Raw genomic sequence first — 26295 nt, 5'->3', positions numbered from 1 at the left:
AACAGGAAATTACAAGTATTTTTTTTATGACACAAATAAATAATTCTCTCGTAAAATTAGAAAATGTAGGGGTGTTTGCTAATGACAAATGGTTAGTAAAAGGAGTTACATTTGAAATAAATAAAGGACAGATTGTTACACTCATTGGCCCAAACGGATCTGGAAAAACTACAACAGCTAAAATAACTCTAGGACTATACAAAGATATTGAAGGTAAGGTGCAAAAATTTACAGAAAAAATAGCCTATGTACCTCAGAGAATAAATATAGATTGGACATTACCTATTAGAGTTAATGATTTTATGAATCTCACAAATACGTCAACTAATGATGAAATTAAATATGCATTAGAAATAACAGGAACGCCTCATTTAATAAATAAAGATCTAAAAAGTTTATCTGGCGGTGAGTTTCAAAGAATACTTATGGCTAGAGCTATTGCAAAAAAACCAGAACTTTTAGTTCTTGATGAGCCTGTGCAAGGTGTGGATTTTAATGGTGAAATAGCATTATACGAATTGATAAAAAAAATATCTGATACATTAAACTGTGGAATTTTATTAATCTCACATAACCTTCATGTGGTTATGTCTAAAACAGACCACGTTGTATGTTTGAATGGACATGTTTGCTGCTCTGGTACACCGATAGATGTAGCTAACAATGAAAAATATCAAGAAATATTTGGTAAAGATATTTCTAAAATATTATCTGTTTATGAACACACCCATGATCATGTTCACAATATTGATGGATCAATAGAAAAGAAAAAATAATGTTAGATGATTTTTTTATAAGAGCTTTATTGGTTGGGATTGGAATGGCAATAGTAACTGGCCCTCTTGGATGCTTTGTAGTTTGGAGGAGATTATCATTTTTTGGGGATACATTAGCTCACTCTGCTTTATTGGGAATAACTTTATCGTACACAATTGAAATTAATATGGCTTTCTCGGTTTTTGTTACATCATCTATAGTTGCATTAATTTTATTGAAATTACAAAAAACTACTAATTTACCCTCAGATGCTTTACTAGGATTGCTTGCGCATTCATCTTTAGCTATAGGTTTAGTAGTTATTGGTCTCTTAGCAACAATTAGATTTGATTTAATGGGGCTTTTATTTGGGGATATACTTGCAGTTAATGTTAACGACATTATTCTTGTATGGATTGGTGGAGCTATAATTCTTATTGTATTAAAAATTATCTGGAAACCTTTGTTTGCATCTACTGTTAATTTTGAATTAGCTGAGGCAGAGGGAATGAAACCTGAAAAATATAATGCAATATTTACAATATTGTTAGCGGCAATAATTGCGATATCCATTAAAATGGTAGGTTTATTATTAATAACAGGAATGCTTATACTTCCTGCGGCAATGGCAAGAAATATTTCGGATAATCCGATGCAAATGGTGATATTTTCTGTAATTGGAGGCTTGTTATCTGTTTTAATTGGTCTGTTTGCATCTTTAGAATTTAATACACCATCGGGACCATCTATAATTACAACTGGATTGTTATTATTTATACTTTCATTAAGTAGAATAAAAAAGAAAACTCAATTGAACAATTAAATGGAAATTAGTAAAATATAATATGGCTCAAAAAAAAAAATATTTATCAAAAAATCAAAAAATAGTTTTAGATATTATTGAAAAATCTGCACAACCTATGAAAGCGTATTCAATATTGTTTAATGTCCAAAAAAAAGGTTTAAAAGCACCTCCTCAGGTTTATAGAGCATTAGATAAATTAGTAGAAATAGGAAAAATCCATAAAATTGAAAGTAGAAATGCATTTATTGCCTGTAGAAATTCGGCTTGTACAATTACAAATGCTACAGCATTTTCTATTTGTGAGTCATGCGAAGATGTAAAAGAAATTAGTAGCTCAAAGCTGTCGAAATACCTATCAAATTTTCAAGATAAAGAAGGTATGAAATTCAACAAATACAATCTTGAATTTTTCGGTCTGTGCAAAAAGTGTAAGTAAACATTAAGAAATAATCAAAAAATCTATATATTTCAAATTAAGGAGGAAAATATGTTTGTAAAAAAATACCTTAAATGGATAAGTACATTTCTAGTTTTAGTTGGCATTCTTTTAACAAATCTAAATATATATCCACTTAATATATATTTTCATGGATTAGGAGTTGTTGGATGGACAGTTGCTGGGTTTATAAGTAAAGATAAAGCAATACTTACTAACTTTGGATTACAAGTCCCTTTATTTTTAGTTGGAATTTATAAAGTTATAATTTAAGACAAAGAATAACCTGCAGATCTTACCGTTCTTACAAGTTCTTTTTTACCAGAAAGGTTTATAGATTGTCTCAATCTTCTGATGTGAACATCTATTGTTCTACTTTCTACATTTATATTATTTGGCCACACACTTTCTAAAATTTGATCTCTTGAAAAAACCCTCTTTGGATTTAATAAAAAAAATTCTAAAAGTCTAAATTCAGTAGGACCAAGATGAATTTCATTATTATCTCTAAAAACTCTTTTTTCAGTTCTATCTAATTTCAAGTCCTCAAAAATAAGATCATCAGATACAGTCTTAGGATCTGATCGTCTTAGTAAAGCTTTTATACGTGCCATCAACTCATTAAAACCGAAGGGTTTTGTTATGTAATCATCTACACCACTTTCCAATCCTTTAACTTTATCTTCCTCTTCCCCTTTGGCTGTTAACATGATTATTGGCAAATTTTTAAAATTTTTGTCTCTTCTAAGACTTTTGCAAACATCTATTCCAGATAAATCAGGTAACATCCAATCAAGTAATAGTAGATTGGGCTCAAATTTTTTTAATTCTTTTAAACCATCATTACCATTAGTTGACGAAGATACAACAAACCCCTCTTTCTCTAAATTATGTTGTACCAGTTGAATTATTGAAGTCTCATCTTCAATAATAAAAATTTTTCCCTTCATCAATTATTCTTGAGCTTGCTTACCTTTTGGTCTGCTACCTTTAAGATATTCACCTTTTATTAAATAACAAATAGTTTCAGCTATGTTTGTTACATGGTCTCCGGCTCTTTCTAAATTTTTCGTAGCAAAAATAAGATGTGTTGAAAAATCTAGATTTTTTTTATCTTTTGAAAGAAAGTCTATGACACTTTGCATAGCTATGTTTGTAAGATCATCGACTTGTTCATCTTTTTCCCATACAGTTTTAGCCTTATCAAAGTTTTTATTGATATAACTGTCTAAAACGTCGTTTAATTGTTTAATAACTAAATCACCTAATCTTTTAAGATTTGATAATAGTTCTTCTGGTAAATCAAGAGGAAGTGGCTTTATTTTTTTTGCATTACTTTTGGATAGGTCTCCAATTCTTTCCAAATCTTGAGAAATTTTGAGTGAGCTTATTGTTTCTCTTAAATCAATCGCCATTGGAGCTCTTTTAACTAAAAGGTTCATTATTTGAATATCAATAACTGATCTAAATTTATTAATTTCATCATCACTTTTTATTATCTTGTCAATTGAATCTTTATCAACTTTAATAATTGCATCCATAGAGTCGCTCATTTGAGACTCGGTTAAACTACCCATTTTAATGAGTGAGTCTTTTAAATTTTGAAGCTCCTCTTCATATGATTTAACTGTATGCTCATTACTCATAATCTATCCAAACCTACCTGTAATATAATCTTGTGTCATTTTATTGTCAGGGTTTTTAAAAATTTTTTCAGTTTTGCCTACTTCTATAAGCTTTCCAAGATGGAAAAAGCCAGTTTTCTGAGAAACTCTAACTGCTTGCGCCATAGAATGAGTAACAATAACTATTGTATATGTTTTTTTAAGATCATCAATCAATTCCTCGATTTTTGCTGTAGCTATTGGATCTAAAGCTGAACACGGTTCGTCCATAAGTATGACTTCAGGATTTACTGATATCGCTCTTGCTATACAAAGTCTTTGTTGTTGTCCGCCAGATAAACTTGTGCCTGGTTCATCAAGACGATCCTTAACTTCCTCCCATAATGCTGATTTTTTAAGACTGTTTTCTACGATTTCATCCAATTCACTTTTTGTATCACCTTTGCCATGAATTTTTGGACCATAAGATATATTTTCATAAATACTTTTTGGAAAAGGATTGGGCTTTTGAAATACCATCCCCACTCTCTCTCTTAATGATACTACATCTAAATTCTTGTCATTAACTTCTACTCCATCTATTTCAATGTTACCGGTAACTTTACATATATCAATAACATCATTCATTCTATTAATGCATCTTATAAAAGTAGACTTACCACATCCTGAGGGACCAATTAGAGCAGTTACTTCTTTCTCATTCAAATCAAGGTTAACATCAAACAATGCTTGTTTTTGTCCGTAATGAACGTTTAAATTTTTTGATTTTATTTTAACTTTATTCATCTAATTCCATCTTTTTTCAAATTTTTGTCTTAAATATACTGCTAAGAAATTCATAATCATAAGAAATGTTAGCAATATCATAATAGTTGCTGAAGTTTTTTCAACAAAACCTCTCTCGGCAGACTCAGACCATAAGTAAACTTGTACTGGTAAAGATGACGAAGGATCTATTGGACTTGAAGGTATATCTACTACAAATGCTACCATTCCAATTAGAATTAAAGGGGCAGTTTCACCCAATGCCTGGGCCAATCCAATTATTGTACCAGACAAAGTTCCTGGCATTGCTAATGGAACTACATGATGAAATACCGATTGGAATTTAGAAGCTCCAACGGCTAAGGCACCTTCCCTTATTGATGGTGGTACTGCTTTTAATGATGCTCTACATGGTATAATTATTCGAGGTAATGTCATCAATGCAAGAGTGATACCAGCTACTAATGGCGTAGATCTTGGCAATTGAATAGTTGCTAATAATATTTGTAAAGCAAGCAGACCATAAACTATTGAAGGGACAGCAGCCAAATTATTAATATTTATTTCAATAAAATCAGTTATTTTATTTTTAGGAGCAAACTCCTCAAGATAAATTGAAGCTAAAACAGCTACTGGAAAAGCTAAAAGAAGGCAGATTAATATACTATAAATCGATCCAACTATAGCTCCGCCTATACCAGCTAGTTCTGGGTCTCTGGAATCCCCTTTTGTAAAATAATAATTATTGAAATTCTTACCGATTTTACCATTTTCTACAAAATTGTCATAAATAGCTAATTGAAAATTTGAAATTCTTCTTCTGTCCTCTGGCAGGTCTCTTGGGTAGTTTCCTTTGTGAAGCTGATCGATGTCATCCGAAGCTGTTAAATCAAGAATAATTTTTTCACCAATAAGATTATTATTGTTTAAAAAAGCTTTTTTGATTTCATATTCAGCATCAGCACTGAATAATCTTATTAGTTCATTTTCTTCATCTATATTTTTTGCAGGAAACGATTTAATTAGACTTTCAATCATAACCTCATAAAAATCTGCATTTATAATATCTTTTTCTGAGGCTCCATTTTTTAATTCTAGTAGCTCTTGATTATAAAAAACTTCAGTTTTTATAACTGTTTTTATAAATGCTGAACTTCCTTTGGAAAATATGTTTTGAACTAATATAAGTACAAAAAGTAAAGCAACAAAAATAGATGCTAATCCATAAAATCTAAATCTTTTTTCAGCACTATGTCTTTTTTTTAATCTTTCTTCTTTAGTCATACTTTTCTCTATATTTTTTAACTGCTCTTTGAGCAATGAAATTCAAAATTAGTGTAGCAATAAATAATGTTAATCCTAACGCAAAAGCTGATTGAGTTTTCGGACTATCAAACTCTTGGTCACCGACAAGTATCATTACAATTTGAGTAGTAATTGTTGTGGTTGACTCTAAAGGATTAATTGTAAGATTTGCTGCTAGACCTGCAGCCATAACTACAATCATTGTTTCCCCTATTGCTCTTGATACAGCTAATAATATGGATCCAATAATTCCTGGTAATGCAGCAGGTATTACAACTTTTTTTATAGTTTCTGACTTTGTGGCACCCACAGCGTATGAACCATCTCTTAATGACTGAGGTACAGAATTAATTACATCATCTGATAGAGATGAAACGTATGGGATAATCATTATACCCATTATTAACCCTGCTGCTAAAGCGCTTTCAGAGGAAACAGTAAGTCCAAAATTTTCACCCACTTGTCTAAAAAATGGCCCAACTGTTAATGCTGCAAAAAAACCATAAACTACGGTTGGAATCCCAGCTAAAATCTCAATAACAGGTTTTGAAAATCTTCTCACTCTAAGCGATGCGTATTCTGCCATATATATACCGGAGAATAAACCAACCGGCACAGCAACAAGCATTGCTAAGAAAGCTATAAAACCAGTTCCAGCTATTAATGGAACAAATCCAAATGCGTCTTTTAAATCTTGGTACTCAGCAAGAGTAATAGAAGAAGCATCTCTTACAAATGCTCTCTGCGGACTCCAGTTAGTGCCAAATAAATAGTCAAATATATTAATTACAGAGAAAAATTTTATACTTTCAAAAAGTAAGGACAATATTATTCCTAATGTCGTTAGTATTGCTATTAATGACGACACAAATAATAATCCTTTTAAAATAACCTCAACATCATCTCTTGCTTTATTATTGTTTTTTATCTTTTTGAGTGAGTAAAGTGTAGAAGCGATGATTATTCCAAATATCAATACTACTTTTGAGTTTGCGAATATATTAATAAATTTAGCATAAGCTAGTGCGCTTTCTTTTAATATACTATCCAACTCCCCTACATAAGTTCCTAAGTGAATAGCTTTAATTTTTTCATATACTAAATTCGCTTCATTTTTATCATTAAATATTGCACCTTGTTTTGCTGCAGTATCAATTATAATTGATTTTATAATAACTGGTTCGAATAATGACCAAATCAATAAGAAAACTAATGCAGGAATTGAGCACCATAAAACAAGATAATATCCATAGAATTTAGGTAAAGCATTTAGTTTTATATTTCCTGATATGGCTAAACTTTTAGTTTTTGACCTACCATAAAAAAACAATGACGATGAGAATATGATAATTAAAAAAATAAGAACTAGGTTCATTCGCCAGATTGATAACTTTTTAATGTTACAGAATTGTTACAAACTAAACTTTAAATTGTAATAAGAAAAAAAAGGCCAGGTAAAACTGGCCTTTTTTGAGGAAAGTAGAATTTAGTTTAAGTTAATTGTAATTAACTCTAAAGCAGCTGTTCTTGTTGATTGATACTTATCTGAAGCCAAAGGGACTAATCCTATTTGAGCTAAGTATCCCCTGTTACTCATTGCTTTTTTTGAAGTAAATTCTTTTAAAAATTCTTCAATACCTGGAATTACTCCAACATGAGCCTTCTTTACATAAAAAAATAAAGGTCTTGCAATCGGATATGAGTAATCTTGAATTCCCTGTAAAGATGGTTTTACTCCATTAACCGCTGAAGCTTTTATCTTATCTTTGTTAGCAACTAAATAACTATAACCAAAAAAACCATATGCGTCTGGATTCGAACTAAGTTTTTGAACAATTAAAGTGTCATTTTCACCTGCTTCAACTGCATAACCATCTTCTCTAATTTTTACGCACTCTTTTTTTGCTTTTTTACCATCTGCTTCATAAATTGATTTAGTAGTTTTAGTACATCCTTTAGCCATAACCAACGAATTCCATGCGTCTCTTGTACCAGATGTCGGTGGTGCAACTAAAATTTCAATTTTTTTGTTTGGAAGACTTGTGTCAATATCGCTCCATTTTTTATATGGATTTTCAACAAGCTTTCCATCTACGTCAACTTTTGCAGCTAAAGCCCTCCAAAGTTGTTCTTTGGTAAAATCAGCATCAGGTGAATTTACTGAATGTGCAAATGAGATACCATCATTACCAACAACTATTTCAATGATATCAGTAACACCATTTTTTTCACATAATGTTTTTTCTTTTGGCTTAATAGCTCTTGAGGCATTTGTTATATCCGGATGATTGGCACCAACTCCAGCACAGAATAACTTCATTCCACCGCCTGTTCCAGTGCTTTCGATAACCGGCGTTTTGAATTTTCCACCTTTACCAAATTTTTCTGCTACAACAGTAGCATATGGATAAACAGTTGATGATCCTACGATTTTAATTTGATCTCTTGAATAACTATTAGTAGCGAAACTAAATACTATTAGAAATCCTAACATTAATTTTAACAATCTATTCATATTTTCTCCTTGTTTAGATTCTTTCATGAACAAATGTTTAAGTTCAAATTTTAAAAGTTTTGTTAAAATAAAGTTAAAGTTTTATGACAAAGACTAACTTTTTAGTTGAATTATAAAGAGTTAAATTTAACACTTATTTTAGTTCCTTGATTTTGAACGCTTGAAATATCCATTTCACCTCTATGCTGAGATACAAGATGTTTAACTATAGCTAACCCAAGTCCTGTTCCACCGACGCTTCTACTTTTGCTTGGATCTACTGTATAAAATCTTTCTGTGATCCTATGGATGAATTCTTTTGGTATGCCTATACCTTGATCTTCTACAGAAACTATATTTAAATTTCCCTCTTTCTTAGTTGTAATTTTAATCTCTTTATTTTTATCACTATATTTTATTGAATTATCAATAAGGTTTGTAAATATTTCAATTAATTTATCTCTATCACCAATAATTTTAAAATTTTCTGTCTTTTGAAATTCAATGTTTACGTTGTTTTTTTTAACAATGTTTTCATAAGTTTTAATCACATAATCAATAACCTCAATAAGATTAATTTCATGGGTTGGTCTAATATGTTCTTGTAATTCAATTTTTGACAAAGATAGTAAATCCCTGATCAAATTTTCCATTCTCTCAGATTGAGATATCATTACAGGTAATAAGTTATTGACTTCAGAATTCTTATTTATATCTGAATTTTTATCAAATGTTTCCAATCCCATCTTAATTGATTGTAATGGAGTTCTTAATTCATGTGAGACATTAGCAACAAAGTCAGATTTAAGCTGCTGAAATTTATAAAATTCAGTTAAATCTCTTATAAATAACATGCAAGATTCTTCGTCGAAAAATAAATTATTATTATCGTAAAATAAACTGATATTCATTCTTAGAACAGATGGATTTCTAATCTCAATTTCTAAATCTTTTACTTTTTGATTATTAAATGCTTTTTCTATTGAAATTAACAAGTCAGGATTCCTAAGAAAAGAGCTTATATTTTCATTCAATTTAGTTTCAAATCTTTTTTGAGCTGAGGAATTGTTATATAGAATTTCCTTTGACTTATTTATTATTATTATGCCTTCTGGTATATAATTTAATAAAGATAAAATATTTTTTTGATAATCTTTGTTTTCAATTATTTTAACTTCTTTTTGGTTGTCTTCTAAATTTATTCCTAGAACCCTTTCCTTTTTGAGTAATAAAAAAAACAATATTCCAATTATGAAAATTAAGATTATAGTAAGTAACTCCATAGAACTATTTTACTCTGCCGTATACATCCTGATATCTAACAATATCTGTTTCTTTAAGTATTGAGCCTATTTGTGCTTCTATAATCTTAACCGGTTTTTTAAATGGATTTTCAATTCTGTGAATAGCTCCTAGTGGAATATATATAGTTTCACCGGGTTTCTTTAGGAATTTACTCTTATTTAAGGTAATCTTTGGAATACCATGAGTAACCACCCAATGTTCTGCTCTATGGAAATGTTTTTGAAGACTTAAAATGCCTTTAGGTTTAACAAATAATTCTTTAATTAAAAATTCTTTGCCTTTAAATAAGTTTGTGTAGCTGCCCCATGGTCTATGAAATACGTTTTTCTTTTTAAAATATTTATTTTTAATTTTTCCATACATTTTGCAGATTTCTTTCCAGCTCCCTAGATCTGACCATGGAATATCAAGCTTGATCGCATTGATATTTTTAGTTTTCTCAAGTATTGCGTAATCAAACGATTTTGCTGTAGCTTTAGAAAATGATTGTTTATTTAAATAATACACATTGCTTTTATATTTAGCTTTTATTACAGCTTTGTTACAGTTTCGAAAAATATTAGGCTGATATTTCTTAAAATTATTAATAATTGAGTCTTTTCTCAAAAAAAACATCCCAGAATTCCAATATCCTTTTTGTCTAATTACTTGTTTTGCTCTCGATACTTTAGGTTTTTCAATAAATTTGGTGACCTTATTAATACTCTTTTTTTTCTTGGTAATGAAATATCCATACTCACTAGACGGGCTTGTTGGTTTTATTCCAAATATAAATACATTTTTTTCGTCTAAATTTGACTTATTTTTGTTAATAGCTGTTATTAATTTGTTCGGCTTTTCAATCAAATGATCAGCAGTAAAATACATTAATGGCTGATTATTTGGAATTTCTTTTATTAATGCCGATGCTAAAATTGCAGGAGCAGTATTCTTTTTTGCTGGTTCTAAAATAATCTTATACTTTTTAATTTTACTTTTCTTTAAAGCTTTTTTTATATCCTTAATATACTTTGAATTAGTGCTTATAATTGGGTAATCAAAAACTTTACTTTTAATTCTTTCAAAAGTTTTATTAATTAAAGTCCAACCGCCGAAATCTATGAATTGTTTTGCTTGATGATTAGATTTTTTGGGCCAAAGTCTAGTACCTGCCCCACCGCATAAAATAACCGGTCTAATTTTCATTAAATATCAGCGTAAACTTTAACTTCGTTTTTGCCACCAGGATGTGTTGGCGCTCCTAAATATGCTGGTCCAACAGTTTGTGCATACTTCCAAAGAGTTCCATTACCAAAGTTAATCTTTTTAGGTCTCCATTTTTTACGTCTTTTTTGCAATTCTTTTTTGGACAATCTAACATTGATAGTTCCTTTTTTAGCATCAATGTCTATTACGTCTCCGTTTCTAAGTAATGCAATTGGTCCTCCAACAGATGCTTCTGGACCAACGTGACCAATACAAAAACCTCTTGTTGCACCTGAAAATCTACCATCAGTAATAAGCGCTACCTTCTCTCCTTTTCCTTGGCCGTAAATTGCACCAGTTGTCTGTAACATTTCTCTCATACCAGGGCCACCTTTTGGACCTTCGTATCTAATAATAATTATGTCTCCATCTTTATATTTTTTATTCTTAACAGCCTTATAAGCAGACTCTTCTGTATCAAAACATCTTGCTGTTCCTGTAAATTGTAATTTTTTTAATCCTGCAACTTTTACAATTGCTCCTTCTGGTGCAAGATTTCCTTTTAAACCTACAACACCACCATCATTAGAAAGTGGATTGTTATATTTTCTCATAACTTTTTGTTTTGGATTAAATTTGATATTTTTAAGATTTTGTCTCATAGTTTTTCCAGTAACAGTCATACAGTCACCATGGATATATCCACCGTCTAACAATGTTCTTAATAACATTGGTACACCGCCTGCTAGCCACATATCTTTTGCAACATATCTTCCGCCTGGTTTTAAATCTGCAAGATAAGGAGTTCTTTTAAAAATTTTAGCAACATCCATTAAATCAAATTTAATCCCCATTTCATTTGCAATAGCTGGTAAATGTAATGCAGCATTAGTTGATCCTCCAGTTGCTGCAACAATTGTTGCTGCATTTTCTAATGCTTTTCTTGTAACAATATCTCTTGGTCTAATATTTTTTGCTAACAAATTCATTACAGCTTTTCCACTTTGTAATGCAAATTTATCTCTTTGTTCGTAGGGTGCTGGAGTTCCAGCTGAATAAGGCAATGCTAATCCCATCGCCTCTGACACACATGCCATAGTGTTTGCTGTAAATTGACCTCCACATGCACCTGCACTTGGACAAGCTTTTAATTCTAATTTTCTTAAAGCATGTGCATTCATTTGTCCTGAAGAATATTTTCCTACACCTTCAAAAACATCTACTACAGTTACATCTTTACCGTTAAATCTTCCAGGAAGTATGGAGCCTCCATAAATAAATACGCTTGGCACATTTAATCTAACCATTGCCATCATCAAACCAGGTAAAGATTTATCACAACCTGCAACACCTACTAAAGCATCATAACAATGTCCTCTAACAGTTAGTTCAGTTGAATCCGCAATTACATCTCTTGAAACTAATGAAGATTTCATTCCTTCATGTCCCATTGCAATACCATCAGTAACTGTGATTGTACAAAATTCTCTTGGTGTTCCTCCAGATGATTTAACACCTTTTTTAACTGACTGTGCTTGTCTCATTAAAGCAATATTACAAGGTGCAGCTTCATTCCATGTTGAAACTACTCCTACAAAAGGTTTTGCAACATCTTTTTCAGTTAATTTCATTGCATAATAAAAAGATCTTTGAGGTGCCTTATCTGGACCTAGCGAAGTATGTCTACTTGGTAATTTTTTCTTATTAAATTTCATTACAAACCTTTAACTGTGATTGATATTTTATCAATATTTTTCTGTAATTCATTATAGTTATTTTTCTCTTGATCAACAATATTTTTTGGTGCCCTATCGACAAAACTTTTATTTGATAATCTTTTTGATATTACATCTAATTCTGCCTCATATTTGCTCTGCCTTTTAAGTAAATTCTCTTTAATTAATGACAAATCAACTGATTGATCAAAATAAATTTTAAATATATCACCTGCAATCACAAGATTTGCAGATGGTTTGTTTTTTTCACTATCAAAGAAGTTATTAATTCTACCTAATCTTTTTAGTACAATTTCGTTTTTAATAATAAAATCCTGATCTTTTTTTGGTAAATTAGCTAATGACATATCAACAAAAGAGCCAGGACTTACATTTAGTTCATTTTTAAAAGATCTTAGTTGGCTTATAAAATCAATTATTTTTTGTACTTCTTTTATATTTTTGTCACTTTTTATTTTATTTAAACTCCAATTTGTGTGCATTAAATAACTACTATTCAATTTATCGAGTTTATTCTTTAGCCAAAGTTCCTCTGTTATAAACGGGATAAATGGGTGTAATAAAACTAAGATTTCTTTGAAAACGTACGAAGTTGTTAATTTTACCTCATTAATAGATTTTTTGTCTTTAGAATTTAAAATGGTTTTTGAAAGCTCTAAATACCAATCACAATAAGAATGCCAAACAAACTGATAGATATTTCTAGCAGCTTCATCAAATCTGTAATCTTTTATGTTTTTTTCTATTTCCTTTGTTGTTTGATTTAACTCTGAAATTATCCATTTATTTATATTAAGTTTAATTTTTGGTGATTTTTTTGACTTTTTAAAACCACATTTATTCATAGATAAAAAGTTATTAGCATTCCACAACTTATTTAAAAAATTTCTATAACCTTTAACTCTATCTTCTGAGAGTTTCACATCTCGACCAGGTGAAGCCATTGACAATAAAGTAAATCTTAATGCATCAGCGCTATACTTTTCTATTAACACTAAGGGATCAATAACATTTCCTTTAGATTTTGACATTTTTTGACCCTTCTCGTCTCTGACTAAAGCATGAACATAAATATCTTTAAAAGGTTCTTTATTTAAAAATTCCATTCCAAACATCATCATTCTTGCAACCCAAAAAAAAATAATATCAAAGCCAGTAACTAATACAGATGTTGGGTAAAACTTTTTTAAATATTCATTTTTTTTTGGCCATCCTAAAGTTGCAAAAGCCCATAAACCTGATGAGAACCACGTGTCTAATACATCTTCATCTCTAATTAATTCAACATCTTTTTTATACTTTTTTTTAGCAAGTTTTTTTGCTTCGTTTAAATTATTTGCAACAAATATCTTTTTATCTGGACCGTACCAAGCAGGTATTTGATGACCCCACCATAACTGTCTTGATATACACCACGGCTCTATATTATTCATCCATTGAAAATATGTTTTAGACCAATTTTTTGGAAAGAAACTTGTTTTTTTATTCTTAACTATTTTCTTTGCTTTTATAGATAATTTCTTTGCATCTGCAAACCATTGCTCAGTTAAGTATGGTTCGATAACAGAATTTGATCTATCACCATATGGAACTTTATTTTTTATTTTTTCTTCTTTGATTAATTTATCGCCTAATTCATTAAGTATTTTTTTTCGAGCCTCAAATCTATCTAATCCAACATACTCAGTTGGTGCATTATTATTTATTTTACCATCCTCAGTGAAAATATTTATAATTTTTAATTTATTTCTTATACCAACATCATAGTCATTAAAGTCATGCGCAGGTGTTATTTTAACAGCTCCAGAACCTTGCTCTGGATCTGCATAGTCATCAGCTATAATTTTAATTTTTCTATTTGTAATTGGTAAAATAACATTTTTTCCAACTAAATTTTGATATCTTTCATCTTTAGGATTTACAGCTACCGCTGTATCACCAAGCATGGTTTCTGGTCTAGTGGTTGCAATTGTTATAAAATTTGACGAATTCTCTATTTGGTAATTTATATAGTATAGCTTTGAATTAACCTCTCTTTGATCAACCTCTAAATCCGATATAGCTGTTTTTAGAACAGTATCCCAATTTACTAATTTTTTTGACTTGTAAATTAATCCTTTGTTGTACAAATCTATGAAAACTTTGATTACAGATGAGGATAAATTTTTATCCATAGTAAATGCATTCCTCGACCAATCACAAGAACATCCAAGTTTTTTAAGTTGATTAATAATTATTCCGCCGTATTCATTCTTCCACTCCCAAACTTTTTTTACAAATTTGTCTCTTCCGATGGATTTTTTATTTATATTTTGGCTTTCTAACTTTTTCTCTACTAAGGCCTGGGTTGCAATACCTGCATGATCAGTTCCAGGTTGCCACAAGGTCTCATAATTATTCATTCTATGATATCTAATTAACAAATCTTGGATCGTATTGTTTAAAGCGTGCCCCATATGTAAGCTTCCGGTTACATTAGGTGGTGGTATTACAATTGAATATTTTTTTTTATTTTTTTTTGGTTTAAAAAGTTGTTTTTTTTCCCAATAGGAATAAATCTTATTTTCTACCTTTGTATGTATATATTTTTCTGAACTCATTAGTGATTTATAGTTTATAATTCAATAAACACATTAAACAACAATCAAAATTAGATTGAATTTGATAGAATATTTCATATATAAACATCAAATAGATTGTTTTGTTAATCATTTTAACGGTAACGTGGCGGAATGGTTACGCAGAGGATTGCAAATCCTTGTATCCCGGTTCGATTCCGGGCGTTACCTCCAAAAAAAAGAGTTGTTTTAACCTCAAAAAAAAGTAAATTTTGATTTTTACATTCCTCGGTAGCTCAGTTGGTAGAGCAGTTGACTGTTAATCAATTGGTCGCAGGTTCGAGTCCTGCCCGAGGAGCCAGACTATCCTGTCTTAGCTACTTTGTTGACTACAGTATCCAAACTTTTAGTGAATTTAATTTTTTGATCACTAGAAAGTTCTGAATAAACTTTTAATAAAAAATTATAATTTATACTTAAATGACCTTCTTTAATTTTTTCAGCATTTATTAAGTATTCTGAAAAATCTTCAAAAAAATAACTTATAGGAACCTTTAAATAGTTAGAAAGTTGTAATAATCTCATTGAACTAACACCATTTGTTCCTTTTTCGTATTTTTGAATTTGTTGAAATGTAACGTTGATTGCTTTAGCTACTTTAGTTTGAGTTAAACCCAATGCTAAGCGTCTTAACTTAAGTTTGCTACCTAAGTGTTTATTAAAATTATCTTCCATTAAGACCCCTCGTAAAAAGGATAATTGAACTCTATCCTGAGGGTTTATGCAAGCACAAAAAAAATTATTTTTTGGTGAATTATGGGGCTTGACAATCTGAAAAATCTAAAAAATTGCTCTGAAAAATAAGGTAGTTTTGATAGTTGAAATTATAAAATTTGACTTAAAAATAGCTTTGTACGATCACTTTTTGGGTTTGCAAAAAATTCTTTAGTCGTATTTTTTTCAACAATCATACCTTCATCCATAAAAATTACTTCATCTGCTACCTCTTTAGCAAATCCCATTTCATGTGTTACTACAATCATTGTCATTCCACCTTTTGCAAGGTTTACCATTGCATCTAAAACCTCTTTAATCATCTCTGGATCTAATGCAGATGTCGGTTCATCAAATAACATTATTTTTGGCTCCATACATAATGCTCTTGCAATAGCAGATCTTTGTTGTTGTCCACCAGATAATTGACCAGGAAATTTATAAGCTTGATCAGCTATCTGGACTTGCTCTAATTGTTTTAAAGCTAATTCTTCTGCCTTCTTTTTTGGCATTTTTTTTACCCATATAGGTGCTAATGTGCAGTTATCTAATATTGATAAATGTGGAAATAAGTTAAATTGTTGAAAAACCATTCCAACCTCAGCTCTAATTTCCTCAATATTCTTTGTATTTTCATTTAATTCATTACCATCAACAATTATTGTACCTTCTTGATGTTCCTCAAGTCTATTTATACATCTTATTAACGTTGATTTTCCTGATCCTGATGGACCACACACTACAATTTTTTGTTTTGGTTTAACGTCTAAATTAATATTTTTTAAAACTTGAAAATCACCAAACCACTTATTTACATCATTTATTTTAATTATTGGTTCAGACATTTATCTCTCAGTTTTATATTTTTGTTCGAGATTATAACTATATTTACTCATTGCATAGCAAATTATCCAAAAAATTATGGCTGCAAAAATATAGCCTTCCATTGCAAATCCAAGCCATTTAGGATTAGTTTTTGCAAGAGCAAGCATTCCTGCAATTTCGGCTAAGCCAACGACAAAAATTAATGGTGTATCTTTAACTAAAGCTAAAAATGTATTTGCTATACCTGGTATCACTAATTTTAAAGCCTGAGGAAGAATAACAAAAATATGCATTTTCCAATAACCCATTCCTAATGATTTAGCTGCATCGTATTGGCCTCTTGGTAATGCTTGCAGTCCTCCTCTTATAACCTCCGCACAATAAGCCGCTTCAAATAAAGTAATTGCAATAATTACTCTAACAAGTTTATCCATAAAAAAGTCTTCAGGTAAAAACATAGGAAACATAACTGAAGACATAAATAATACTGTTATTAATGGGACACCTCTCCAAAATTCGATATAACAAATAGAAACATATTTAACTGCTGGTAAGTTTGATCTTCTTCCTAAAGCAAGGATCATGCCCAGCGGAAAACAGAAAATTAAACAGAAAAATGAGACAATGAAAGTCAACGATAGTCCTCCCCAAGCACCTGTTTCGACCCAAACTAAACCAAAAGAACCACCAGAAATTAAATAATAAATTATTAAAAAAGCGATTATTGGATAAATCACGACATAATAGAGTGCTAAATATTTTTTTAAATTTTCTTTAAAAAAGTAACCAACAAAGCCTAAAGCAATAACTAAAATAAATGCTGAATTAATTCTCCAATGAAGCTCATTTGGATACATTCCGTACATAAATCTTTTAAACCATACTTTAATGTAAGTCCAACAAGCACCAGTCCCAGTGCAAGCTGCTTTCGTATCACCGGAAATATTTGCATCAAGAACCATCCAACTTAATGCAGGAGGTATTGCTTTTAAGACTGTAAAAATGATTAATAATGTTAGTAAAGCATTAAAATTAGATGGGTTAATATGTTTATTAATGTTATCTACTAATTTAATACCGCTATATTCCATTCTTATAAATGAAAGACCTATAAATCCAATAATTAATGGAAAAAATAAATTTAAATTTCCTGGTAAAAAAGAAGTGATATTTAAATTAAAAAAAGAATAAACAAAAACATCAAATATAGCTAATGAAAGTAAAAATGAGCCTATATAAATATTTATTATAGGGTTGCTTGTTTTAATTTTTGATAAACTTATATTCATTTTATTTTTCTTTAATCTCTATTCTTTTGTTGTACCAGTTCATCAAAGCAGCAATTGACAAACTTATTGTTAGATAAGTTAACATCGTAATTCCTACAATCTCTATAGCTTTTCCAGTTTGCATTAATGCTGTTCCTGCAAAAACTAATACTAAGTCTGGATATGCAATAGCAGCTGCTAAGGATGAGTTTTTTGTTAAATTTAAATATTGGTTAGTGGTTGGTGGTATTATTATTCTTAAAGCTTGAGGCATGATTACTAATTTTAAAATTTGATTTGGGTTTAATCCTACTGATGCAGCGGCCTCTTTTTGTCCTTTACTTATACCTTGAATTCCTGCTCTTACACATTCAGCAACAAATGTTGATGTATATAAAGACAAGGCAACTACTAATGCAATTAATTCAGGTGGTAATGCAATTCCACCTTCAAATATAAAAGATGTTTGAGCTAGTTGTTTTAAAACAGGTAACTCAAAATCAAGTTTAACGCCTCCTATTAGAAATGATAGCAAAGGCAAAATAATCAATAATCCTATTGAAATATAGAAAACAGGTAGTTGTTTACCTTCTCTTTCTTGAAGTTTTCTTGCATAAATTCTTATAAAAATTATTGAAACTATTGCAGCTATCAAACACGATAAAAATACGTTTAAATTTTCCCATATCATAGATGGTATGTAATAACCTTTTATTGTCATATAAGTTACACCAAACCATGGCTCTGCAGTTTCTGGTAAAGGTAATGCTCTTAAAGCAGCATAATACCAAAAGAATATTTGTAATAATAATGGTATGTTTCTAAAAAACTCTACGTACCAAGCAGCAGAATTTCTAATAAGAAAATTTTGGGATAGCCTTGCAACACCAATTATAACGCCTAAAATTGTACAAAATATTATTCCTAAAAAAGATACTAAAAGTGTGTTTAATAAAGCTACTACATAAGCCCATGCATAAGAGTCTTGACCATCGTAATCTAGCAATGTGAATTGCATATCAAACGATGCTTCTTGTTTTAGAAAACCAAAGCCAAAATCTATACCCCTGTTATCCATGTTGACTTGAGCATTAATGGTAAAGAAACCAAATATTAAGATTACAAAAAGAATCGTTAAGATTTGTGGTATGAGTTTTTTAATTTTGTTGTTCATTAACTCTATATATAAAAAAAGGGCTAGAAAAATCTAGCCCTTTTTGAAGATTTTAAAAGAAATTATCTTGCTGGTGGAACGTATAAAATTCCGCCTTTTGTCCAAAGTTGATTTGGACCTCTGTCTGGTAAAATACCTGTGTCAGCTATATTTCTTTTATAACTTTCACCGTAGTTACCAACTTGCTTGATAATTCTTAGGTTCCACTCGTTATCTAAACCGAATGCTGCACCCATTTCACCTTCAGCTCCAACTAATCTTTTGATTGCTGGGTTATCTGAAGTTTTCATAGAGTCAGCGTTTGCAGAAGTAATTCCATACTCCTCAGCTTCGATCATAGTATTCAAAGACCATCTTACAATGTCTTCCCAAACAGCATCGCCTTGTCTTACAACTGGTCCTAAAGGCTCTTTAGAAATAGTTTCTGGTAATACAATGTGCTCATCTGGGTTTTTCATTTTAGTTCTTTGAGCTGCTAATCCTGATTTGTCAGTTGTGTAAGTATCACATCTTCCAGCATCATATGCAGCAACAACTTCGTCAGCCTTTTCAAAAGCTACTGGCTCATATTTAATTCCTTTTGAATTAAAGAAATCTCTCATATTAAGCTCAGTTGTTGTACCAATGTTTGTACAAGCTGAAATACCATCTTTAAATTGGCTTGTTGAAGTTATTCCGGAGCTTTTTCTGACCATGAAACCTTGACCATCATAGAAGTTTACTCCTACGAATGTAAGTCCGATGTCAGCATCTCTAGATAGTGTCCAAGTAGTGTTTCTTGATAAAATATCAATTTCACCTGATGTTAAAGCTGTAAATCTCTCTTTAGCACTTAGTGGAGTGAATTTTACTTTATTCGCATCACCAAGAACTGCAGCAGCAACAGCTCTGCAAACATCAACATCTATACCAGTCCAATTTCCAGATGCATCAGCATTTGAAAATCCTGGTAGACCTTGTGAAACACCACATCTAACAAAACCCTTTTTTTGAGTGTTTTTTAGAGTTTTTGACTTTTTAGCCATTGCCTCTGTTGTAAATGCAAATACAACAGCGATCATTGCCACTAAAGAAGTCAGTTGTTTTAAGTGTTTAAACATATATTTCCTCTTATGTTGTTTTATTTGTTAACAAATAATTCAAAATAAATTTTTGAATTAACTAAGTTAATCATTTAAATAAAACTTGATCAACGTAAATCAAATAACTTTCATGATCAAAATGTCACTAATTATTAATCAAAAATTAGTCAAAACAACCTAGAGTAGAAATTGGCGCGCCCTGAAGGATTCGAACCTCCGACCCACGGTTTAGAAAACCGTTGCTCTATCCAGCTGAGCTAAGGGCGCAATTCACAAGGCATTTATAATACTTAATTAAGTTTTAAAAAAGAACTTTTTACAAATTATTAATATAGAAATTAGTTCAACTCTACCGATTATCATAAAAAACATTAATGATAGTTTTGAAAATAATGATAAATCGTAAAAAGTAAAATTATTAATACCTGAAGTAAATGAGTTAACTGTATTCATTAATGTTAATATTGATAGTCTAAAAGCATCTTCGCTATTTATACCAGAAATAGTTAACATTAACGATAAGATTGATAACGATAAAATAAAAATTATGACGGATACAAAATATTTATAAAAATCTTCATTAGAAAAACTTAAATTAAAAAAAGATAACTTATTCGTAAATAAACTTTTTGGTTTTGAATGTGAAACTAATTCATTAATTGAAAATTTAAATAATAAAAGTAATTTAAAAAATCTTATACCTGAGCTTGTTGAAAAGAAAGAACCCCCTATAATAATTAGGATTAAAAAAATAAAAGACAAATCTTTAGGAACATTAAGGGAAAAACCAATGTTTGAAATAGAGCTACAGATAGCAAGTAAAAGTGATGAGAAATTATCATCAATATTTAAAAAAAGGAAAAAAAAACTTACCAAAAAAATTAAATAAAAACCTAAATATAAATCTTCTGAAAAAAAATTGATATTTCTTTTATGAAAAAAAACTAAATTATATGTAAAAAAAAGACTAAAAAAAGATAGTAACATCATTGCAGATAATACAATTTCCTTAAATTTAGTATTGATAATTGTATCTAAATTGTTTACAGGTAAAAATCCTCCAGAAGAAATTAGAGTTAATGACAAATTAAATGAATTAAAAGCTCTTAAATCAGATAAGTATAAAACTGCAAAAATTGTAATTGTTAATATCATATAAACAATACTAATTTTAAAACATTGTTTAATAGTTTCATTGGAATTAAAGTTTATAAAATTAGTCAAAGATTTTTTTAAGTTTTTATCAAAAATGTCTATTAAAAGTATAATAGATATCAAAAAATATAAACCTCCTAACCATTGTGTAGATGATCGCCATAATAATAAGCTTTCATCTAAGTGCTTAAGATTATTAAATATTGTAAATCCTGTTGATGTAAAACCAGATATGGCTTCAAAGTACGAGTCTATATAACTAATTTTATTAATAATGAGATAATACGGTATTGAGAGTAATATAGGTATTGCTACATAACCCAATACAACTGTTAATATTTTTTGATAAATTGATATTTTTTTTATATTTTTTTTATTAAAAAAAATAACTGATCCTAACAATAGTGAAACTATAAAGATAAAAATAAAATTATTAATATTAAGATATAATTTAAAATAATAACAATACAAAATATTCAAAAAAGATAATGCAGAAATAAATAAGGAAAATATACCTAAGTATAAATGAGTAAAATTAATCATTTATATTGAACTTATTTGAAAAAGTCTTTCTACTAAAGAAAGTTGATCTCGCTTAGCCAAAAAAACCACTATATCTTTTTTTTCAAAAATAAATTTTGATGTTGGGATTATAACATCATCTTTTCTTAAAATGGCTCCTATTCTAATATCATCTGGTAGATTTGAGTTTTTTAACTCCTTATTTATCAATTCTGAAGAATCAATTATTTCTGCCTCTATTACTTCAAATTCACCATTTAAAATTGTATATGCGGTTTCAATTGTCCCTTTATGAACATGTTTTAAAATACTAGAGACCGTATTCATCCTAGGATCAATTAAATCATCTATTTTTAGAGAATTTTGTAAAAGTGAATAATTTGGTTTGTTAATCAACGCCATTGTTCTTTTGTCTTTTGAAAATTTTTCAACAAGAACACTAACCATTAAATTATCTTCATCGTCATTAGTTAATGCCAAAACAGTCTCTGCATCTTCTATATTTGCTTCTTTTAAAACATCTTCATCTAAACCATTTCCATTGATTACTAATGAATTGTTAAGGTTGTTAGCTATAAGTTCGGCTCTTTCTTTATTTTTTTCTACTATTTTTATTCTTGCAGCATCCATAGAATTTTCTAAATTTTTTGCTAAATTAAAACCAATATTTCCTCCTCCGATAATAAGAAACTTGTTTGATATTTTTTCATTATGACCAAAGGCATCCAAAGTTAATTGCATTTGAGAAGAATTAATTATTACATACGCCTTATCTTGCTTTTTCATAACATCTTTTTTTTTTAGAAATATAAATTTTTCGTTCCTAATTACACCCAGAATATTAGCTTCAAGTTTTGAAAATTTTTTAGTTATATCCTCTAGTTTGATGTCTACTAGGGGGCAATTATCATCAACATCTATTTCTAATAATCTTATTTTATTATCTGCAAAAGGGACATTGTCAAGTGCCCCTGGGGCTTCTAATTTTCTTTGAATAGATTTAGCAATCTCAACTTCGGGTGATATTATTACATCGATTGGTAGATTTTCTATGCTATAGACTTTAGAAAATTTTGTATCTAGATATTCTTGAGATCTAATTCTTGCAATCTTTTTTGAAATTTTAAATACAGAAAACGCAATCTGGCAAATCAGCATATTTATTTCATCGCTTCTTGTAACGGCTATAATCATGTCAGCTTCCTCAGCATTTGCCTTCTCAAGAACAGTTGGAAAGGTAGCTTTCCCAACTATTGATTTTACATCTAAATCCTCATTTATTTTTTGAATATCCTCACTAGACTGATCTATAACAGTTATAGAATGATCTTGCTCAGAGAGAAGTTTGGCAATTGTATAGCCAACCCTACCAGCACCACAAATAATAATATTCATTAATTCAAATCCTTCACACCAAGATCTTTTAACTTTCTATGTAATGCAGATCGTTCCATCCCTACAAATTTAGCCGTTTTTGAGACGTTGCCTCCAAATTTTTTAAGTTGAGTGGTTAGATAATCTTTTTCAAAATTTTCCCTTGCTTCTTTAAGTGGTACAGAAAAGTTACTTTCACTATAAACCTCGTTTTCTTCTTGTTTGATAGATTCTTTTATAATTGCAGATATTTTGTCATTATTGTTGTTTGCCAAAATAGCAACTCGCTCAATTAGATTTCTTAATTCTCTAACATTCCCGGGCCAAGTATGATTAATAAGATATGAATTGTCTCCTCTAATATTTAATTTTTTTAAGTTATAAGAATTAGATATTTTATTTGAAAAGTAATCTACCAATAATGGAATATCCTCCACTCTTTTAGTTAAAGGCTCAATTATTATTTGAAATACATTGAGTCTATAAAATAAATCCTCGTGAAAATTTCCAAATTTTATTTCATTAACAATATTTTTACTTGACGTGCAAATTATTCGGACATCAACTTTCACATCATGATTACCATTGATCCTTTTAAATTTTTGATCTGTCAAAACTCTAAGAATTTTCGACTGAGTTTCTAGAGGTATTTGAGAAATTTCATCTATTAATAATGTTCCTCCCGTTGCTTTTTCTAGTGCACCATAAGAAATTGATCCATTATTTTTTTCTTCACCAAATAATTCAGATTCGTATTTTTTTGCATCAAGTAACGCTCCATTTAAAATAACAAAAGGAAATTTGTTTCTCTTAGATAATTTGTGAATTTTTCTTGCTACTAATTCTTTTCCAGATCCGGTTGGTCCCAAAATAAAGACTCTGCTGTCAGAGTTTGATAACTTTTCAATTTGTTCTTTTATTTTTAGAATATTTGAACTATTTCCGATTAATTCGAATGAGTGAAACAACTTAGTTTCAAGCTCTTTATTTTGATTTTTTAAGTTAAAGTTTTCGACCGCTCTGTTCACAAAGTTCATAAGCCTATCTTGATCAAATGGTTTCTCTATGAATTCGAATGCACCGTTTTTTAAAGATTTAATAGCCATTTCAATATTTGCATGACCCGAAATTATTATTACAGGAATATCTTTATTTTTTTTTTTAATATGTGAAAGGAGTTCAATACCATCATTATCACCTTTATCTAATTTTACATCAATTATAGCGACATCTGGTAATTTTTTATCAATTTCTTTAAGGGCTTGATTGTAATTTGCTGCAACTCTAGTTTTATAACCAGTCTCACTTATTAAATCTCTAATAATATTTCTAATATCAGGATTGTCATCAATAATTAATATTTCAGCTGACATTTATTTTTGGAAAAGTTATTTTAATTTTTGCACCCTGTTTATAATTTAAAAATTCAATAGTACCATTATGATCATTTATTATTTTTCCTACTATTGATAAGCCTAAACCACTACCATTTTTTTTTGTGGTAAAATATGGTTTAGATATTTCAGATAAATTTGTAGTATTAAAACCAGTACCATTATCAATAATTAGAATTTCTATATAATCATTAATTTGATAAATTTCTATAATGATTTTTTTAATAAATTCATTGTTATTTTGATATTTTTCATTCAAACTTTCTATAGAATTCTTAATTAAATTAATAAAAACTCGACTGATTTGCTCGCTATCTGCATTGATAAAAATACCATCATCACATTTAAAGTCTATTATAATAGTATCATCATTTACTTTCATAAGTTTCAAGCAATCATTAACAATTTTTTTTAAATTAATTTTTTTAAAAATTGGTTTAGGCATTCTTGCAAAATCTGAAAATTCATTTACTAATTTCTCAATCAATTTTACTTGTTTATTAATGGTCTTAACTTTTTCATTAAAAGATATTTTGTTATTTTCATCTAATAGATCTGTATATTTGTTCTTTAAACTATCTATTATTAATTGAATTGGTGTTAAGGGATTCTTTATTTCATGTGCAATTTTTCTTGCTACATTTTCCCATGCATCATGTCTTTCATTAGCCAATAATTTATTTTGCTGAGTTTTTAGTCTATCAATCATTAAATTAAAGTTTTTATTTAACTTTTCTAATTCTTTATCAGTTTTAATCTCAGGAACTTTCGAATTTAAATTACCATTACCAATATTATTTGATGCTGAAATAAGATTATTAATAGATACAAAAAATCTTGATGAGAAACGTATTGCTATAGAAATTGATAAAAATAACAGCAATGTAACAACGATCATATAGATTATTGCGAATGAAATTTTAATTCCTGTTCTTTTTTCCTGGACTGTGTAATAGAAACTAATAGCATCTTTTGACTCAGTAAGATATTTTGATATTTTTGGATCTAAGAATTTTACAACATAAACGAATGTATCATTGTAATTTGCCAACCTCATTAGTGCTGCAGAAGTATTTTCATAAGCATTAAGTATTTTTAAAGGTCTATCATCATTCTGAACCATTTTAAGAGCTTCTTTTGATGGAGGTTGATATAAATTTTTTTTTGTAAAATTTGATAAGATTAATTTACCTTCGCTATCAACTAGGAATATCCCATCTACATCTCTAACGATTTTTTGCGTATTTAAAAAACTTGCAAATTGCTTTTTATTGTTTTGGAAAATTTTAATATTTTTATTTAGATCAAAAGCTACTAATACTATATCTGACTCAATTTTATTTCTTACGTCAATAACATAATTTTGAGCAATTCTATAAGAATTGTCCACAGCTGTAGTAATTTTTTTGTCAAAATATTTTTCTACCGCAAATGAAAAAAGGAAAAGAGAGAAAGCCGATATAAGTATAGACGGTATAAGGGTAAATAATGAAAAAAATGCAATATACTTTCTATTAGCTCTAGATCCTTCTACAACTATTTCACTTTTTATTGAATTTTTAACTTCTAAGAAAATAAATAGAAAAAATATTATTAATAAAAAAATATTTGATAATAAAAGATATTGTAAATTTTGGTCATTAAGTTTAATGAAGCTTTTATCTAAAAAAGTTAAAAAGGTTATAAAACCTAATAATAATGTGATAAAGAAAATTATAACTATAAATAGGTTTTTTTTAATGAAATTTAGCATTATG

23 protein-coding genes and 3 tRNA genes are annotated in these 26295 nt (G+C 29.2%); 6 read left to right on the top strand and 20 right to left on the bottom strand.

The annotated features are described in order from the left end of the window. Positions 1–26: 26 nt before the first annotated feature. From AMN80_RS02720 to AMN80_RS02705, 4 genes are read left to right on the top strand one after another with little or no spacing between them, the layout of a single operon-like run. A complete protein-coding gene (locus tag AMN80_RS02720; protein ID WP_075520455.1) occupies positions 27–776 on the top strand; it encodes an ATP-binding cassette domain-containing protein in 750 nt (249 codons plus the stop codon). Beyond that, the gene (locus tag AMN80_RS02715; RefSeq protein ID WP_075520454.1) at positions 776–1579 is read left to right on the top strand and encodes a metal ABC transporter permease; all 804 of its coding nucleotides are present in this window, start codon (positions 776–778) and stop codon (positions 1577–1579) included. The genes AMN80_RS02720 and AMN80_RS02715 overlap by 1 nt, the downstream gene beginning before the upstream one ends. A gap of 22 nt (positions 1580–1601) precedes the next feature. Continuing rightward, on the top strand, positions 1602–1997 hold the full coding sequence (locus AMN80_RS02710) for a Fur family transcriptional regulator (RefSeq protein WP_075520453.1): 396 nt from the start codon (positions 1602–1604) through the stop codon (positions 1995–1997). 51 nt (positions 1998–2048) lie between these two features. After that, entirely contained in the window at positions 2049–2270 is a 222-nt protein-coding gene (locus AMN80_RS02705) for a DUF6552 family protein (RefSeq protein WP_075520452.1), read from the top strand. Here AMN80_RS02705 and phoB read toward each other — a convergent pair. From phoB to AMN80_RS02655, 10 genes are all read right to left on the bottom strand, one after another. After that, positions 2267–2947, bottom strand: a complete 681-nt coding sequence (phoB, locus tag AMN80_RS02700; RefSeq protein WP_075520451.1) for a phosphate regulon transcriptional regulator PhoB — start codon at positions 2945–2947, stop codon at positions 2267–2269. The genes AMN80_RS02705 and phoB overlap by 4 nt on opposite strands. Positions 2948–2950: 3 nt before the next feature. Further along, complete coding sequence (gene phoU, locus AMN80_RS02695; protein ID WP_075520450.1) at positions 2951–3643, bottom strand: phosphate signaling complex protein PhoU; 693 nt, start codon at positions 3641–3643, stop codon at positions 2951–2953. Between the two features lie 3 nt (positions 3644–3646). After that, positions 3647–4408 (bottom strand): phosphate ABC transporter ATP-binding protein PstB, encoded by a 762-nt coding sequence (gene pstB / locus AMN80_RS02690; protein WP_075520449.1) that lies wholly within the window; start codon positions 4406–4408, stop codon positions 3647–3649. Beyond that, the gene (gene pstA / locus AMN80_RS02685; RefSeq protein ID WP_075520448.1) at positions 4409–5671 is read right to left on the bottom strand and encodes a phosphate ABC transporter permease PstA; all 1263 of its coding nucleotides are present in this window, start codon (positions 5669–5671) and stop codon (positions 4409–4411) included. It lies immediately after the preceding gene. Continuing rightward, positions 5664–7067, bottom strand: a complete 1404-nt coding sequence (gene pstC, locus AMN80_RS02680) for a phosphate ABC transporter permease subunit PstC (protein WP_075520447.1) — start codon at positions 7065–7067, stop codon at positions 5664–5666. Before pstC ends, pstA begins: the two co-directional genes overlap by 8 nt. A 111-nt stretch (positions 7068–7178) precedes the next feature. Then, a complete protein-coding gene (locus AMN80_RS02675; protein WP_425304128.1) occupies positions 7179–8186 on the bottom strand; it encodes a substrate-binding domain-containing protein in 1008 nt (335 codons plus the stop codon). 131 nt (positions 8187–8317) lie between these two features. Continuing rightward, positions 8318–9469: an ATP-binding protein gene (locus AMN80_RS02670; RefSeq protein ID WP_082256549.1), complete on the bottom strand. Its 1152-nt coding sequence runs from the start codon at positions 9467–9469 to the stop codon at positions 8318–8320. Between the two features lie 4 nt (positions 9470–9473). Then, positions 9474–10676 (bottom strand): sugar phosphate nucleotidyltransferase, encoded by a 1203-nt coding sequence (locus AMN80_RS02665; protein ID WP_075520446.1) that lies wholly within the window; start codon positions 10674–10676, stop codon positions 9474–9476. After that, a complete protein-coding gene (gene ilvD / locus AMN80_RS02660; RefSeq protein ID WP_075520445.1) occupies positions 10676–12391 on the bottom strand; it encodes a dihydroxy-acid dehydratase in 1716 nt (571 codons plus the stop codon). The genes AMN80_RS02665 and ilvD overlap by 1 nt, the downstream gene beginning before the upstream one ends. After that, positions 12391–15012 carry a valine--tRNA ligase gene (locus AMN80_RS02655; RefSeq protein ID WP_075520444.1) on the bottom strand — a complete coding sequence of 874 codons (2622 nt, stop codon included), beginning with the start codon at positions 15010–15012 and terminating at the stop codon, positions 12391–12393. The genes ilvD and AMN80_RS02655 overlap by 1 nt, the downstream gene beginning before the upstream one ends. Positions 15013–15130: 118 nt before the next feature. Between AMN80_RS02655 and AMN80_RS02650 the strand changes: the two genes are divergently transcribed. Continuing rightward, a tRNA-Cys gene (locus tag AMN80_RS02650) sits at positions 15131–15204 on the top strand. A gap of 51 nt (positions 15205–15255) precedes the next feature. Continuing rightward, a tRNA-Asn gene (locus AMN80_RS02645) sits at positions 15256–15331 on the top strand. A gap of 2 nt (positions 15332–15333) precedes the next feature. Here AMN80_RS02645 and AMN80_RS02640 read toward each other — a convergent pair. The 10 genes from AMN80_RS02640 to AMN80_RS02595 all read right to left on the bottom strand — a co-directional run bounded on the left by AMN80_RS02640 (position 15334) and on the right by AMN80_RS02595 (position 26291). Further along, the gene (locus AMN80_RS02640; protein WP_075520443.1) at positions 15334–15705 is read right to left on the bottom strand and encodes a helix-turn-helix domain-containing protein; all 372 of its coding nucleotides are present in this window, start codon (positions 15703–15705) and stop codon (positions 15334–15336) included. Positions 15706–15854: 149 nt separating this feature from the next. After that, a complete protein-coding gene (locus AMN80_RS02635; protein WP_075520442.1) occupies positions 15855–16589 on the bottom strand; it encodes an amino acid ABC transporter ATP-binding protein in 735 nt (244 codons plus the stop codon). Then, positions 16590–17858 (bottom strand): amino acid ABC transporter permease, encoded by a 1269-nt coding sequence (locus AMN80_RS02630; RefSeq protein ID WP_075520441.1) that lies wholly within the window; start codon positions 17856–17858, stop codon positions 16590–16592. It abuts the gene before it with no gap. Between the two features lies 1 nt (position 17859). Then, a complete protein-coding gene (locus AMN80_RS02625; RefSeq protein WP_075520440.1) occupies positions 17860–19011 on the bottom strand; it encodes an amino acid ABC transporter permease in 1152 nt (383 codons plus the stop codon). A 62-nt stretch (positions 19012–19073) separates the two neighbouring features. Beyond that, complete coding sequence (locus AMN80_RS02620; protein WP_075520439.1) at positions 19074–20111, bottom strand: amino acid ABC transporter substrate-binding protein; 1038 nt, start codon at positions 20109–20111, stop codon at positions 19074–19076. A 172-nt stretch (positions 20112–20283) separates the two neighbouring features. After that, positions 20284–20360 (bottom strand) — tRNA-Arg (locus tag AMN80_RS02615). A gap of 27 nt (positions 20361–20387) precedes the next feature. Next, entirely contained in the window at positions 20388–21791 is a 1404-nt protein-coding gene (locus tag AMN80_RS02610; protein ID WP_075520438.1) for a TrkH family potassium uptake protein, read from the bottom strand. Then, positions 21792–23165, bottom strand: a complete 1374-nt coding sequence (gene trkA / locus AMN80_RS02605) for a Trk system potassium transporter TrkA (protein ID WP_075520437.1) — start codon at positions 23163–23165, stop codon at positions 21792–21794. Continuing rightward, entirely contained in the window at positions 23165–24517 is a 1353-nt protein-coding gene (locus tag AMN80_RS02600; protein WP_075520436.1) for a sigma-54-dependent transcriptional regulator, read from the bottom strand. The genes trkA and AMN80_RS02600 overlap by 1 nt, the downstream gene beginning before the upstream one ends. Beyond that, positions 24507–26291 (bottom strand): ATP-binding protein, encoded by a 1785-nt coding sequence (locus AMN80_RS02595; protein ID WP_075520435.1) that lies wholly within the window; start codon positions 26289–26291, stop codon positions 24507–24509. Before AMN80_RS02595 ends, AMN80_RS02600 begins: the two co-directional genes overlap by 11 nt. Positions 26292–26295: the final 4 nt, after the last annotated feature.

This window comes from Candidatus Pelagibacter communis (assembly GCF_001179985.1).
Taxonomy (GTDB): Bacteria; Pseudomonadota; Alphaproteobacteria; order Pelagibacterales; family Pelagibacteraceae; genus Pelagibacter; species Pelagibacter ubique_J.
The sequence above is the reverse complement of the archived record's forward strand: the minus strand, read 5'-3'. Positions and strand labels throughout refer to the sequence as shown.